Origin of the sequence: Paracoccus cavernae (assembly GCF_042430175.1) — a bacterium.
GTDB lineage: Bacteria > Pseudomonadota > Alphaproteobacteria > Rhodobacterales > Rhodobacteraceae > Paracoccus > Paracoccus cavernae.
This window is the reverse complement of record NZ_JBHMDZ010000002.1, coordinates 134,688-148,923: the sequence shown is the minus strand read 5'-3', so window position 1 is coordinate 148,923 and position 14,236 is coordinate 134,688. Positions and strand designations below refer to the sequence as shown.

Sequence of the window (14,236 nt, the reverse complement as noted above, 5' to 3'; positions counted from 1 at the left end):
CCTATTCTCAGCTATTCGCCGCGACCGGAGCCGAGCGGACGACGACCGAGCTGATGGTGCTTTTGATGACGCGCACTTTGACGCCGGTTGCGATCTCGACCTCGACCTCGCCGTCACGGACGCCGACGACTTTGCCGATGATGCCGCCCTGGGTGATCACTTCGTCGCCCTTCTTGACCGCTTCGACCATCGCGCGATGCTCTTTCATGCGCTTCTGCTGCGGGCGGATCATCAGGAAATACATGATGACGAAGACGAGGATCAGCGGAATGAAAGAAGCCAGCCCGGCTGCGCCGGAGGTTCCGGCGGCCTGCGCGTAAGCGGGGGTAACGAACATTGATCTATCCCTGTATCAGTTCAGCTTGGGGCGAAAACTCCGCCCGGATTGGCGGGCAAACTATCGACGCTACCGGTGAAACGCAAGAAACAGCGACGCCGACCCGCAACCCTGTGATGAGCCCGCACGCGCGACGCGTCGTTGGGCGCGCATCCGCCCGCTTCCGGCAAGTCGCGTTTCGGGCCGGAGATGGACAAGCGGGGCCTGCTGTGGCAGGTCAAAAGAATGGAAATCGCATCACGGAAAGGCGCAAACGTGACCGGAAGCGGCAAGATGACACAGGCGCAAATCCAAGGCGGAGCAGCCCTCGACGGGGCAGGCAGGCTCGCGGCCATCAACGCCATCCCCGACCAGATCGAGCGTCTGCGCGCCATTATGGCGGCGCTGCGCGATCCGCAGACCGGCTGCCCCTGGGATATCGAACAAACCTTCGACACCATCGCCCCCTATACGATCGAAGAAGCCCACGAGGTCGCCGATGCGATCGCGCGCGAGGCCTGGGACGAATTCCCCTCCGAGCTGGGCGATCTGCTGCTGCAGGTCGTCTTTCAGGCGCAGATCGCCTCCGAGGCCGGTCTGTTCGATTTCGACGATGTGACGCGCAAGATCTCGGACAAGCTGATCTTCCGCCATCCGCATGTCTTCGGCGAGGAAAGTCGCGACAAATCCGCGGAGCAGCAGGTCAAGGACTGGGAGGAGATCAAGGCCCGCGAACGTGCCTCGCGCGCGGAAAAAGGCGTGCTCGACGGGGTGGCGCTTGGGCTTCCGGCGCTGACCCGCGCGGTGAAGCTGCAAAACCGCGCGGCGCGTGTCGGCTTTGACTGGCCCGGCGTCGGCGATGTTCTCGACAAGCTGGTCGAGGAGACCGCCGAAGTCGTCGAGGCCCGCGACCACCTGGGCAAAGAGGCCCTGACCGAGGAATTCGGCGATCTGATGTTCGTCATGGCCAATCTCGCGCGCCATCTCGAGATCGACCCCGAAGAGGCCCTGCGCGCCGCCAATACCAAATTCACCCGCCGCTTCGGCGCGATCGAGGCCGCGCTGGCCGCACAGGGCCGCCGTCCCGAAGACAGCGACCTGGCCGAGATGGACGCGCTTTGGGATGCGGCCAAAGCCGCAGAGCGCGCATGAGCCCGCTTGTGCCCGCCCCGATCGGCAACGGGCTTTTGCCCGATCACCCCGATCTGGCGGGCATGGTCGTGACCGAGGTCTTGCGCGACCGTCCCGGCCATGCGGTCTTTGCCGTCCGCTGGCGGGAGCGCCCCTATTTCGTCAAGGTTTTCCGCCATGCCGATGCGGCCGGTCTGGTGCGCGCGACGGTCGCGACCCTGAGCCGCGCCGCGGAGGACCTCGGTCAGGCGGAAAATGCCGTAGTCCGTCTGCGTTTGGTTCTGCCAGAGGCGGGCGTCATCGTGCTTGATCCCGTCGCGGGCGAGCAGCTCACCAATGTGCTCCTGCCCGCCACGCCCCAGCGCCGCGCGACGCTGATCGCCCGTGCCGGCTGCTGGCTGGCCGCCCTGACCCACGAACGCGAGCGCGCGGCCTTCGGGCCGCAATACTGGCTGGAGGGGCTGCGCAAGCAGCTCGGGGCTCAGGCGACAAGCGATCCCGTCCTTGTCCGCCATCTTTCCGCGATGCGCGAGGCGGGTCGGGAGATCAAGGGCATCGCGGTCGAGCGCGCGGCCTCGCACGGCGATTTCACCCCCGACAACCTTTATCTCGACGGGGCGCGCCTTGTCGGCATCGACATGCAGCGCAGCCCGCAAATGGCGGTGGCGCGGGATGTGGCACGGTTTCTGGTCTGGCTGCACAGCCGCCGCTTCGAGATGCCCGCCGTCACGCGCCACGGCGTCTCGGCTGCCGATTATGCCGCGCTGGTGTCGGTTCCGGGCCTGATTCCCGCCGATCAGGAACCGATTCTGCGCTTCATGATGGGCGAGATCATGGCGGGCTATTATCATCAGGCGCAAGGCAAGCCGCAGCGCCGCGAGCTGCTGGCCGGTGCCATGGCGCATTGGGCCAAAGCCTGAGCGCAGGCTGGAGGTATGGGCTCAGGCCGCCTCTTGCCGCGTCTGGGCAAGGGCCGCGTCATAGACCTCGATCCCGCCCTGCGAGGCCCCCTCGGAGAGCGTACGCCGCCAGCCGCGCGCACCGGCGCGGCCGTGAAACAGCCCCAGCATGTGGCGCGTGAACTGGTGGAGCCGCCCGCCGGTTTCCAGATGGCGGATGATGATCGGGCGCATGGCCAGCGCCACGTCATGGGGATCGGCAAAGGGGGCCTCGTCGCCCCACAGCGTATCTGCCGCGCCCATGATGTCCCAGGGCTGGTGATAGGCCGCGCGACCGACCATGACCCCGTCCATCACGGCCAGATGTCCGCGCGTTTCCTCGAGGCTGGCGATGCCGCCGTTGATCGACAGATGCAGCTCGGGGAATGCGGCCTTCATGCGGTGGACGAGCGGGTAATCGAGCGGCGGGATCTCGCGGTTTTCCTTGGGCGACAGCCCCTGAAGCCAGGCCTTGCGGGCATGGATCGTCAGGCGGCGGATGCCCGCATCGCGCATCGTGGCGATAAAAGCGGGCAGCATCTCTTCGGGGATCTGCTCGTCGACGCCGATGCGGCATTTGACGGTGACCTCGACCGGCGATTGCGCCTGCATCGCCTGAACGCATTCGGCCACCAGCTCGGGGCGCGTCATCAATATCGCGCCGAAACAGCCAGATTGCACGCGGTCGCTCGGGCAGCCGACGTTGAGGTTGATCTCGTCATAGCCCCAGTCCGAGGCGATGCGCGTGGCCTCGGCAAGCTGCGCGGGCTCCGAGCCGCCGAGCTGCAGCGCCAGCGGATGTTCCGCTGCGTCATAGTCCAAAAGCCGGCCGCGCTCGCCGTGAACGATGGCGGCGGCGGTGACCATTTCGGTGAAAAGCAGGCTCTTGCGGCTCATCATGCGGTGGAAGACGCGGCAATTGCGGTCGGTCCAATCCATCATCGGCGCCACCGAAAGCCGCGCTGCGCTGCGGATGTCCGAGGCGGAGAAGTGTTCGCGATTGGCCATTCGATCCCCGTTTCCCGAGCCTGCAAAGGGGCAGAAGCTCGATGCGTCCAGAAGGCGGCCTCTGCCGCAACGGGGCGCTTGGGCCCCTGCCCGCCACTTGGCGGGCCGCCCCGATATGGGGCCGGATGCGGGCTTTGTCAGCCCGCGTGGCCCAACCCCGCCCTAAGGCAGGCAAATCGGGACCCCGTCATGAAAAAACCGCGCCAGTGGCGCGGTTCATCCGGTCTTGGAACCAAAGGGCAATTACTTGATTTTGCCTTCTTTGTATTCAACGTGTTTACGAACGACCGGATCGTACTTGTTGACCGTCATTTTCTCGGTCATCGTGCGGGCGTTCTTCTTGGTGACGTAGAAGTGCCCAGTCCCGGCCGTCGAGTTCAGACGGATCTTGATCGTCGTCGGCTTCGCCATGCTTCGTTGCTCCTGCTATGGGGAGGCAGCGCAAAGCCGCGAGTCACCCCTGTAATTCCTGTGAAACAGCCTTTTAGAGACCAGACGTCCGGTGTCAACCGCAAAGCAGCCGCAAAACCGCGAAAACCCTAGCCTTCGCGCAGAATGCACAGGATCTTTGCAACCTCTCCGCGCGAATCCTCGAGCGGAACGAAGCTGATGCGCCAAAGCGTGACCTCTCCGTCATCGCCGAGACCGGGCAAGGAGACGTCATTCGACTCACCCTCGCGGGCCTGCGCCATGAGATCGCGCAGCACCGCTTCGGAGGCTTCCGGCCACAGATCGCACCAGCTGCGCGTCCGGCCGCGCGCGCCCCGCGCGAGATGGTTGGCGGCGGCGGGGTTCATATAGGTAACGCGGCCGTCGGGATCCATCAGGAAGACCGGATCGCGCAAGGCTCGCAATAACGCCAAAGCAAGGGCCGCATCGTTTTCGCCCACTTCGGCCGCGGGCAAGCCCGTCGCGCCGGCAATCGCCCCAACCATCGACATTACGCGCAGATCGGTGCCGGAAAGCGTTGACGGATCGGGAGCGGGCGAACGCGCCGCCGCCCCGTTGGCATATCCGCTCGCGATGGATTGTGCGCCCGGCCCGTCCGCTGCTGCCGTAGCCGGCAAACCGCTCTGCGCAGTTGATCTGGTCAGGCTCATATCGTCACCCACAAGTTGAAGATGGCAGTCGACAACACCTGACGATAAAGACATATTGCGTAATATGTCAACCAGCCCGACCCGCGCGGGAAGCTAGTGTTTATTAAGCTTTATGCCTGCACCGCACGCATTCCAGCCCCGGGGCGGGATGCGGAAAGGACGGTTCGGGAAAAGACGCGCGGACGGCCTGTAAGCCGGATTTTGTCCAAGGGTTGCCCCTCTGTATGACCATTCCTCTAGGCCCGCCATTACTGACGGGCTCAAGCTGCCAACCCGGATCTTTCAGGCGAAGACGGCCCTGCGGGTTGCCCCGCGCAAGATCCCTATTCGGCATTGCTCCCGGTGGGGCTTGCCTTGCCGGTTCGGTTACCCGTCCCGCGGTGGGCTCTTACCCCACCGTTTCACCCTTACCCATGCAAGCATGGGCGGTCTGTTCTCTGTGGCGCTTTCCCTAGGGTTTCCCCCGCCGGGCGTTACCCGGCACCGTGTCTTCATGGAGTCCGGACTTTCCTCGCGGGCCGAGGCCCCCGCGGTCATCCAGCCATCCGCGCATCTGCCGCATAAAGCCGCGCAGGCGGGCGGTCAAGCGCTAGTCTGACGCCGATTGTGCGGCCCGTCACCGGCATGGGGCCCGCATGGCGGTGGCCCGTTCGCGCGCCTGCCCTATCCCCGCGCCTCGGCCCGCGCTTCGGCATCCTGCCAATGCGCGGCGAAGCGGGGCATGCTTTCCTCGATCCAATCGGCAAGATCGGTGACCTTGACCGCCGCCTGCTCGCCCAAAGGCGTCAGCGAATATTCGACATGGGGCGGCACCGTGCGGAAATCATGGCGCAGCACCACCCCGTCGGCCTCGAGCCATTGCAGGGTCTGGGCCAGCATCCGTTCGCTCACGCCGCCGATGCGGTTGCGGATCGCCGAGAACCTGTGCGGCCCCTTGGCCAGCACCATCAGCACCAGAACGCCCCAGCGGCTGGTGAGATGTTTGAGCACCTCGCGAGAGGGACAGGCCGCCGCCAAAAGCTGGCCGCGTCCGTTTTCGTCTCCAAGGGAATCGGAAAGTTTCATACTTACATTCCTGTGCGTACTTACGAAAAGTTCGTATACCCATATATGGTGTTCCACAAGGCACAGATGCAAGCGGCCGACGCGCCGCAAGCCGCCATAATCGCGGGGCAACCCGCCAAACAGAATGGAGCATGTCCCATGACGATTGCAGTAACCGGAGCAACCGGCCAGTTGGGCCGCCTGATTGTCGCCGCTTTGAAAACCCGCGCCCCCGGCGAAACCCTTGTCGCTTTGGTCCGCGATCCCGCCAAAGCCGCGGATCTCGGCATCGAGGCGCGCCGCTTCGACTATGACACCAGCCCCGAGGCCGAGCTTGAGGCAAACCTTGCAGGCATCGACAAGCTCGTCCTGATTTCGGGCAACGAGGTCGGCAAACGCACCGCCCAGCACCGCCGCGCGATAGATGCCGCGAAAGCCGCAGGCGTCGGCGAGATCATCTATACGAGCCTCCTGCATGCCGATCACTCGCCCCTGAACCTCGCCGAGGAACATGTCGCGACCGAGGCCATGCTGAAGGCCTCGGGCATCCCCCACACCGTTCTGCGCAACGGGTGGTATGCGGAAAACTATACCGGCTCCATCGGTGCGGCGATCGAACATGGCGCGGTGATCGGAGCGGCCGGAGCGGGCAAGATCGCGGCCGCCGCCCGCAAGGACTATGCCGAAGCGGCAGCAGCCGTTGCCGCGGGCACTGGCCATCAGGGCAAAGTCTACGAGCTGGTCGCCGACCAGCCCTGGACGCTGGCCGATTATGCCGCCGAGATCGCGCGCCAGACCGGCAAGGAGATCGCCTATGTGAACCTGAGCGAGGCGGATTACGCCGCCGCTCTGGTCAAAGCCGGCCTGCCCGAAGGCTTTGCCGCGATGATCGCGAGCTGGGATGTCGGGGCCAGCCAAGGCGCCCTCTTCGACGAGAGCCGCGCCCTTTCGACGCTGATCGGCCGTCCGACCACGCCGCTTGCCGAAGTGGTCAAAGCGGCGCTGCAATCCGCTTGAGCACGCAAAGCCGGAACCGGCGGGAAAGACGGAACCGGCGGGAAAAACGGAAAAGGCGGCCCTTCGGGGCCGCCTTTTTCATGCGCGGACGGGGTGGCGCCCTTCAGAACGGCACATCGTCGCCGCCGGCAGAACCGATCGGCTCGACATAGCCCGCCTTGATCGTCTTGAAGCCGGTACCGAATTCGATCGTCAGCGTATCCTCGGCAATGCCCATGACGCGGCCCTTGCCGAATTTCTGGTGGAAAACCTCGTCGCCCACCGAGAATGCCGACGTGACCTTGGCGTCGATCGTCACCGGCTTGCGGATGGCGGGCGCATGATGCTGGCTGTTTTGCTGCATCCGCTTCCAACCGGGGGAATTATAGACATCGGCCTTTGCGGCGCGGTCATGGATACCCGATTGCGCGAAATGCTGGGCCGCAGCACCGTAGCCGCCGCCGTAAAGACCGGGGGGCGTCAGCACGTCGACGTGATCTTCGGGCAGCTCGTCGATGAAGCGCGAGGGCAGCGAGCTTTGCCACTGCCCGTACATCCGCCGGTTTCCGGCAAAGCTGATCGTCGCCAGTTCCTCGGCGCGGGTGATGCCGACATAGGCAAGGCGGCGTTCTTCCTCGAGGCCGCGATTGCCCGATTCGTCCATGCTGCGCTGGCTGGGGAACAGACCGTCCTCCCAGCCCGGCAGGAAGACGATCGGATATTCGAGCCCCTTGGCACCATGCAGCGTCATGATCGAGACCTGCTCGGCTGCCTCCTGCTTGTCGGTATCCATGACCAGCGAGACATGTTCGAGGAAACCCTGAAGATTCTCGAATTCCTCGAGCGCCTTCACGAGTTCCTTGAGGTTGTCGAGCCGGCCGGGTGCATCGGGCGATTTGTCGTTCTGCCACATCGCGGTATAGCCGGATTCGTCCAGAATACGTTCGGCCAGAGCGACATGGTTGGCGGTGCTGTCGATCGCATCGGCATGCCAGCGGCCCATGTTCTCGGCGAATTGGCGCAAAGCCGCGCCGCCCTTGCCGCCCATGATCCCCTCTGACACGACCGCCGCCGCGCCGAACAAAAGCGGCAGCCTCCGGTCACGCGATTCGCGCTGGATGGTCTGGACGGCTTTGTCGCCAAGGCCGCGTTTGGGCAGGTTGACGATGCGCTCGAAGGCCAGATCGTCGTCGGGGCTGACCGCGAGGCGGAAATAGGCCATCGCGTCGCGGATTTCCTGCCGCTCGTAAAAGCGCGGGCCGCCGATAACGCGGTAGGGCAGACCGATCGTCATGAACCGGTCCTCGAAAGCGCGCATCTGGTGGCTGGCGCGCACGAGGATCGCGATATCGTTGAGGCTGCGCCGCCCCATTGCGGCGCGGTGGCCGCCCTGAAAAGCCTCGATCTCCTCGCCGATCCAGCGCGCCTCGGCCTCGCTGTCCCAATGGCCGATAAGGCGGACACGCTCGCCGCCCTCGGCCTCGGTCCAAAGCGTCTTGCCCAGACGGCCCTGATTGGCTTTGATCAGCGTCGAGGCGGCCGCGAGGATATGCGCCGTCGAGCGGTAGTTCTGCTCGAGTCGGATGACCGTCGCACCGGGAAAGTCGGTTTCGAAGCGCAGGATGTTGCCGACCTCGGCCCCGCGCCAGCCATAGATCGACTGGTCGTCGTCGCCCACCACGCAGATATTGTGATGCGACTGCGCCAGCAGCCGCAGCCACAAATATTGCGCGGTATTGGTGTCCTGATATTCGTCGACGAGGATATAGCGGAAGCGGTCCTGCCACTGGCGCAAAAGGTCGGGATGGGCCTGAAACAGCGTCACGCAATGCATCAGAAGATCGCCGAAATCGACGGCGTTCAGGGTCAAAAGCCGGTCCTGATAGGCCTGATACAGCTTAACGCCATACCCGTCGAAGGCCATCGCATCCGATTTGGGCACACGCGGCGGCGTCAGGGCGCGGTTCTTCCAGCCGTCGATCAGACCGGCCAGCATTCTGGCGGGCCAGCGTTTCTCGTCGATGTTTTCCGCCGCGATCAACTGTTTCAAAAGCCGGATCTGGTCGTCGGTATCAAGGATTGTAAAGCTGGGTTTCAGATGAAGATCCGCATTGCCGATCAACTCGGCATGGCGGCGCAGGATCCGGACCGAGACGCTGTGGAAGGTTCCGAGCCAGGGCATGCCCTCGACCGCCTCGCCAACCAACCGCCCGATCCGCTCGCGCATCTCGCGCGCGGCCTTGTTGGTGAAGGTCACGGCGAGGATCTGGTTCGGCCGCGCCTTGCCCAAGGTCAGAAGATGCGCGATCCGCGTGGTCAGCGCCCGCGTCTTGCCCGTCCCCGCCCCCGCAAGCAGCAGGACCGGCCCGTCCAATTCCTCGACCGCCGCGCGCTGCGCGGGGTTGAGCCCCTCGAGATAGGGCGTGGGTCGCGCCCCCATCGCCCGCTGGGACAGGGGAACCGGCGGCGCCGAGGCGGCCTCGAATGGGTCGAAATCGTCGAATTGGCTCATGCGGTCAGCATAGCGGGCCGTTTCCCGTATGAAAAGTGAATGTTCACGCCTTGTTCACGGGCAATCCGCTAAGAACCGCCCGTAATTCGTCAGGCACGCGCCCGCTCAGGCCCGCAGACCCGAGAAAGTCGCGGGATCGAGGCTCGATTGCGCGAAGGTCGGCCCCGAGGTCAGCAGACTGACCGCATCATGGGAATGCAGGCTCTCCTGATGGCTGGCGATGACGCGGAAGTCTCCGCAGCGCGGATCGGCCAGCAATTGCTCGGCAAAGGCGCGGACCGCATCCTCGACGAAAATCGGATTGGCGGCATTGAGTTCGGCAAAGGCCTGCTCGTCCTCGCGCTTGACCATAACCTGGGTTTCGGTCGGAACGGCGGCGCGGCAAAGCGCGACCATATCCTCGAACCAGAGCTTTTCCTCGCCCTGCATCACCACCGAAATCCGCGCAACCGAACGCTGCGAATGCGGCGTCGCAAGCTGACCCCGCGTGTTGCGGGCATGTTCGGAGAGCTCCAGCGAACAGGGGCAGGTCGAACTGTAGACATAGTCGAAATGCATGATCCGCAGCCGCTGCCCCGCCTGTTCGATCAGCTCGAGCGCGATATCGTAATATTGCCAGCCCGAGAGGCCCGAGCGCAGCGAACCGACCTTCATCGGATAGCTGAACCGCATCTGGATGCGCGCGTCGAAACTGTCGAGATCGGTCTTGTAGGCATCGAGCGCCGAGGACAGCACATCCAGCGAAAAACGCTTGTCTGCATAGCCGTAAAAGCTGCGCATGATGCGGCTCATGTTGATGCCCTTGCGGTCCGCCTCGAGGCTGACGCTGCCGGTGATCGCGGCCTCCAGCTCGGTTTCGCCACCATCCTTCTTCTGGAAGCGAATCGGCAGACGGAAGTTCGAGATCCCGACATGCTGGATCGGGGCATTCGCGCCCACGATCAGGCTCGCCGGACCGTTCTGAAGATCGGGCAGCGTGTCGCGATACGCTTCATCCACCTTGAAATCGGCGGGATAGTCCCGGCTGTAGACGGGCTGGGCGGTGTTCACGGGCCGAACATGGGTCATGGCACTCTCCTCGAACGGAACGCTGAATATGGGCATTCGGGGCCGCGGTTGGAAGCCCCGAGGTTGCGACATCATACCGACGGCCCATCACGGGAACATGGCGGGCGCGGTTTCGAGCCTTCCGGCCCCGATCATGGCACAAAGGGGGCCGGAGCCCCCCTTGCATTCCGATAAGATCAGGCTTGCCCGCGGATCAATCCGCAAGGGCCTGACGCAGATCGGCAATCAGATCGTCGGCATGTTCCAACCCGACCGAGATCCGCAGCAGGCCCGCGGTGATGCCCAGAGCGAGCTTGTCCGCCTCGGGGAGGCGCTGGTGGGTGGTGGTCGCGGGATGGGTCACGATCGATTTCGCATCGCCGAGGTTGTTCGAGATCTTGGCGATCTGCAGGCGGTTGAGCGTGCGGAAAGCCTCTTCCTTGGTTCCGACATCGATCGCGATCATGGTGCTGCCGGTCCCCATCTGGCGCATTGCCAGATCATATTGCGGGTGGTTGGGCAGGCCCGGATAGACCACGCGCGAGAGTTTCGGGTGATCTTCCAGCGCCTGCGCCAGTTTGAGCGCCGAATCCGACATCGCACGGACGCGCAGGTCCAGCGTGGTCAGACCGTTCAGCATCAGCCATGCGTTGAAGGGGCTGATCGCCGCGCCGGTATGTTTGAGATAGGGTTCGAGAACCTCGCGCACGAATTGGCGCGTGCCGCAAACCACGCCGCCCAAGCAGCGACCGCCGCCGTCGACATGTTTGGTGGTCGAATAGACCACAACATCGGCGCCCTGCTCCACCGCGCGCGAAAAGATCGGCGTGGCGAAGACGTTGTCGACCACGACCAGCGCGCCGACCTCATGGGCCAGTTTCGCGACGCCCTCGATATCGGTGACTTCGAGGCCGGGGTTCGAGACGCTCTCGAAGAAGACCGCCTTGGTGTCGGGACGCAGCGCGGCCTTCCACTGGTCGAGGTCGGTGCCGTCGACATAGGTCACCTCGACGCCGAATTTCACCAGCAGATCGAGGATATAGATGCAGGAGCCGAACAAGGCCTTGGCGGAAACGATATGGTCGCCGGGCTTGGTGATCGACATGAGCACACCGTTCACGGCCGCCATGCCGCTTGCGGTGGCGAACGCATCCTCTGTGCCTTCGAGACTGGCCATGCGGTCCTCGAACATCCGGCTCGTGGGGTTGGCATAGCGCGCATAGATGAATTCTTCGGGGCCCGACTGGATGAAACGCGCCTCGGCCTGCTCGGCGCTGTCATAGACGAAACCCTGCGTCATGAAGAGGGCTTCGGCCATCTCGCCATATTGGCTGCGGCGCGAACCGGCATGGACGGCGCGGGTGCGTGAATGAAGCTCGAGAGCGGGTTGATTGGTCGTTTTATCGCTGGACATGGCGGATCCCCGTGATTGTGCAATCCGCAGTTACTCCTCGGGGTGAAGAGGTGCAAGTTCAGCTTGCCGCTTTGCGCGGCGATCGCGCGCCAAATCACGGATTGCGGGCACATCCGGCCCGACCGCGCCAGAGGGACAAGGGCGTGCGGGCGGGGGCGGCCGGCCTGCGCCCGCCCCGCGGCTGCCGGACCTCAGGCCCTGGTATCGCCGCTGCCGTCCTCGCCCTCTTTGGGCAAGGCGTAGCGCTCGAAAAGTTTGGCGTTGCCGATGAAGAAGGCGAACATGATGATCATCAGGCCGAAGGTCTTGAAATAGACCCAGGCCGACTGACTCATGGTGCGGCGCACGAATTCGTTCAAAAGCGCCATGACGATGAACAGGATGACCAGCCGGATCGTCAGGATGCGCCAGCCTTCCGGCTTCATCGGCAGCGCCTCGGACAGCACCATCTGGAGCCAGTTCTTGCGCAGGATCAGGCTGAGGCCGAGGATCGCGGCAAAGAAGAGATAAAGGATGGTCGGCTTCATCTCGAGGAATTTCGGATCATTGAGCCAGGCGGTCATGCCGCCGAAGACCACAACCAGCACCAGCGTCATGATCTGCATGGCCGAGATCTTGCCGGTCAGCCGCCACAGGACCAGCGAGGCCAGAGCCTGCACCGGCACGAAGACCATCGTGGCGATGACGAAGCCCTGATAATCGGTTCCCCAAAGCGCGATGGTCTTGTCGCGCAAGGCGATGAAGACCACGAGAAACAGCAACGCCGGTCCGAATTCGAGCGCGGGCTTCACCCAAGGTGCCATTTTGCGGGGTTCGGTCATCTTGCCTCCTTGGCGTGCGGCCTTGTGGTGCGGGCCGGTCATGCGGCCGTTCGAGCCTGCGGATCGTGCGGCCGGTTGGAGAGCCTTGTCGCGCAGCTTCGGGTCTTGGGCAAGTGTGCACCAACAGGGATGCGACACCACCGCGCCTGCGCCGCGCGCAGCTGGCCCCTGCCGACGGTCCCTAATTCAATCGCTCAGTCGAGCTTGACCGCCGCCAGAATGGCGCCCGAGGCCACGCCCTTGCGGCCGACCTGCTGCGCGAGGATCGCATGGCGGGTATCGGCGGGATAGCTCGCCCCCGAGGCGGTCGCATCCGAGACCTTGAGCCGCAGAGGCACCTTGCCGTCCCATGTCGCGATCTGGTCGACGCCGATGACGATATTGCGGTAGCTGAGCACCAGACCGTGGTTCTCGCCGGATTTGACCTCGACCTCGCGCAGGGGGGCATAGCGCACGAGCAAAATGGCTACGCCGCGCTTCATCTGGGCGCGGGGCGTCAGCTCGATCTGATAGGCATTGCCCATATCCTGCGCCGTCACCGACAGGGCGACCGGACGGGCCAGCTGGTTGTTGATCATCGCCATCAGCTCGGCGGGGCGCAGGTCGATCAGCGTATCCGTGCCGCCGATCAGGATTTGCGGCGTGTAGATCGAACGCTCGCCCGCCGCGCGCGCATATTGCTTCTGGCGCGTCGTGAACTCGGGTTTGGCGAATTCGTCGGCCCAGCCGAGATAGTCCCAGTAATCGACATGCCACGACAAGGCGAGCACATCGGGACGATCGGCCAAGCCCGCCAGCATATCGTCTGCGGGCGGACAGGACGAACAGCCCTGCGAGGTGAAAAGCTCGACCACCACCGGCGAATGCGCCAGCATGCCGAGATCGCGGCGCGTACTGCGCGCAGCCGCGACGGGCTCGGCGGGCGCCGGTACGGCCATATTGGGCGCGATCATCTCGGGCGACGCCATTTCGGGGTTCATCATCACCCCGTCGGCGGCCGCCTCCGTGCCGGCGACAACCGCGGCTGTCGGACGGGCGGCCTGCCCCTCTGCCGAAGGCAGGAAACTGTTGCCGTAAAGGCCGGGCTCGAAACCCTGCACGGGCGCTTCGGCCTCGGATGTCATGCTATAGCCGCTGCCGCCCTCGGGCGCTTTGATCACGCCTTCGGCACCATCGGGCGCGTCGAGCATCGTGCCGACCATATCGCCCGCGACATCCTCGTAACCCTCGCCGGAGAGATGGGCACCATAGGCGCTGTCGCCGCTGTAAACTTCGGGCGCGACATAGGGGGTTGCGGGCGGCGCATCGCGGGAAAAGCCCTCGCCCGACATGCTCTGGCCCATGCGGCCCGCGCCGGAATAATCGGAGGAACTGCCGATGCTCCCCGAGCCCTCGGTCTGGCGCGCGCCATGGCCTGGGCCCCCCTGCCCTTTGCCCTGACGCTCGCGGCCCTCGCCGCCTCTGCCTTCACGTCCGCTCCGGCCGTGATCACTGCGCTCGTGCGCCTCTCCACCATGTTCCTGCGCATGGGCCGAGGGCACGAAAACGGGCTGGGCCAAGGTCATCACTGCAGCCAGAGCCGCGCACCCGAACCGCAGCGACCGCCAAAAGCGACCGGTCTGGCCGTCGTTCCGAGAGTGATACAAAAGCGCCGTCATCGATCGTTATCCTGGGGGCAGTTCGCCGCGAGACATTGGGGTCAGAGAGGCCTTCTTCCTAACGCCGGCTTGTGCTGCGTGACAAATCAAGGCTTTGTTAGAAGGCCCACAAGCAGCTTGCAACGTGTCTGCATCGCAACAGCTTGCATCTGCCCCGATTTTCTTGCATACAATTGCATACATTTCACTGCCACGCCCTTGCACCAGTCCTGAAAAAGGCGCAAATGACGTGCAGACAGCCTCACAGCCAC

13 protein-coding genes and 1 other RNA gene are annotated in these 14,236 nt (G+C 64.3%); 3 read left to right on the top strand and 11 right to left on the bottom strand.

From position 1 onward, the window contains the following. Positions 1 to 7 precede the first annotated feature (7 nt). Positions 8 to 337 (bottom strand): preprotein translocase subunit YajC, encoded by a 330-nt coding sequence (gene yajC, locus ACFFUC_RS04350; protein WP_377683892.1) that lies wholly within the window; start codon positions 335 to 337, stop codon positions 8 to 10. A 273-nt stretch (positions 338 to 610) separates the two neighbouring features. Here yajC and mazG point away from each other — a divergent pair, with 273 nt between their 5' ends. Next, a complete protein-coding gene (mazG, locus tag ACFFUC_RS04345) occupies positions 611 to 1,468 on the top strand; it encodes a nucleoside triphosphate pyrophosphohydrolase (RefSeq protein WP_377683890.1) in 858 nt (285 codons plus the stop codon). Then, positions 1,465 to 2,367, top strand: coding sequence for a phosphotransferase (locus ACFFUC_RS04340; RefSeq protein ID WP_377683888.1), 903 nt, complete (start codon positions 1,465 to 1,467; stop codon positions 2,365 to 2,367). The genes mazG and ACFFUC_RS04340 overlap by 4 nt, the downstream gene beginning before the upstream one ends. A gap of 21 nt (positions 2,368 to 2,388) precedes the next feature. Here the strand turns inward: ACFFUC_RS04340 and dusA are convergent, their stop codons facing one another. From dusA to ACFFUC_RS04315, 5 genes are all read right to left on the bottom strand, one after another. Further along, complete coding sequence (gene dusA, locus ACFFUC_RS04335) at positions 2,389 to 3,393, bottom strand: tRNA dihydrouridine(20/20a) synthase DusA (RefSeq protein ID WP_377683886.1); 1,005 nt, start codon at positions 3,391 to 3,393, stop codon at positions 2,389 to 2,391. A gap of 243 nt (positions 3,394 to 3,636) precedes the next feature. Then, entirely contained in the window at positions 3,637 to 3,804 is a 168-nt protein-coding gene (rpmG, locus tag ACFFUC_RS04330; RefSeq protein ID WP_011750518.1) for a 50S ribosomal protein L33, read from the bottom strand. A 128-nt stretch (positions 3,805 to 3,932) separates the two neighbouring features. Continuing rightward, positions 3,933 to 4,493, bottom strand: a complete 561-nt coding sequence (locus tag ACFFUC_RS04325) for a PAS domain-containing protein (RefSeq protein ID WP_377683884.1) — start codon at positions 4,491 to 4,493, stop codon at positions 3,933 to 3,935. A 174-nt stretch (positions 4,494 to 4,667) separates the two neighbouring features. Next, positions 4,668 to 5,042, bottom strand: an RNA gene (gene rnpB, locus ACFFUC_RS04320) — RNase P RNA component class A. 114 nt (positions 5,043 to 5,156) lie between these two features. Continuing rightward, positions 5,157 to 5,558 (bottom strand): winged helix-turn-helix transcriptional regulator, encoded by a 402-nt coding sequence (locus tag ACFFUC_RS04315; RefSeq protein ID WP_377683882.1) that lies wholly within the window; start codon positions 5,556 to 5,558, stop codon positions 5,157 to 5,159. Between the two features lie 138 nt (positions 5,559 to 5,696). Between ACFFUC_RS04315 and ACFFUC_RS04310 the strand changes: the two genes are divergently transcribed. Further along, positions 5,697 to 6,554: an SDR family oxidoreductase gene (locus tag ACFFUC_RS04310; RefSeq protein ID WP_377683880.1), complete on the top strand. Its 858-nt coding sequence runs from the start codon at positions 5,697 to 5,699 to the stop codon at positions 6,552 to 6,554. 103 nt (positions 6,555 to 6,657) lie between these two features. Here ACFFUC_RS04310 and ACFFUC_RS04305 read toward each other — a convergent pair whose 3' ends face one another. From ACFFUC_RS04305 to ACFFUC_RS04285, 5 genes are all read right to left on the bottom strand, one after another. Beyond that, entirely contained in the window at positions 6,658 to 9,045 is a 2,388-nt protein-coding gene (locus tag ACFFUC_RS04305; protein ID WP_377683878.1) for an ATP-dependent helicase, read from the bottom strand. A 105-nt stretch (positions 9,046 to 9,150) separates the two neighbouring features. Then, the gene (gene folE2, locus ACFFUC_RS04300; RefSeq protein WP_377683876.1) at positions 9,151 to 10,113 is read right to left on the bottom strand and encodes a GTP cyclohydrolase FolE2; all 963 of its coding nucleotides are present in this window, start codon (positions 10,111 to 10,113) and stop codon (positions 9,151 to 9,153) included. Positions 10,114 to 10,306: 193 nt separating this feature from the next. Then, a complete protein-coding gene (gene metZ / locus ACFFUC_RS04295) occupies positions 10,307 to 11,506 on the bottom strand; it encodes an O-succinylhomoserine sulfhydrylase (RefSeq protein ID WP_377683874.1) in 1,200 nt (399 codons plus the stop codon). 191 nt (positions 11,507 to 11,697) lie between these two features. Further along, a complete protein-coding gene (locus ACFFUC_RS04290) occupies positions 11,698 to 12,327 on the bottom strand; it encodes an inner membrane-spanning protein YciB (RefSeq protein ID WP_377683872.1) in 630 nt (209 codons plus the stop codon). 194 nt (positions 12,328 to 12,521) lie between these two features. Then, the gene (locus ACFFUC_RS04285) at positions 12,522 to 13,985 is read right to left on the bottom strand and encodes a DUF1223 domain-containing protein (RefSeq protein WP_377683870.1); all 1,464 of its coding nucleotides are present in this window, start codon (positions 13,983 to 13,985) and stop codon (positions 12,522 to 12,524) included. Positions 13,986 to 14,236: the final 251 nt, after the last annotated feature.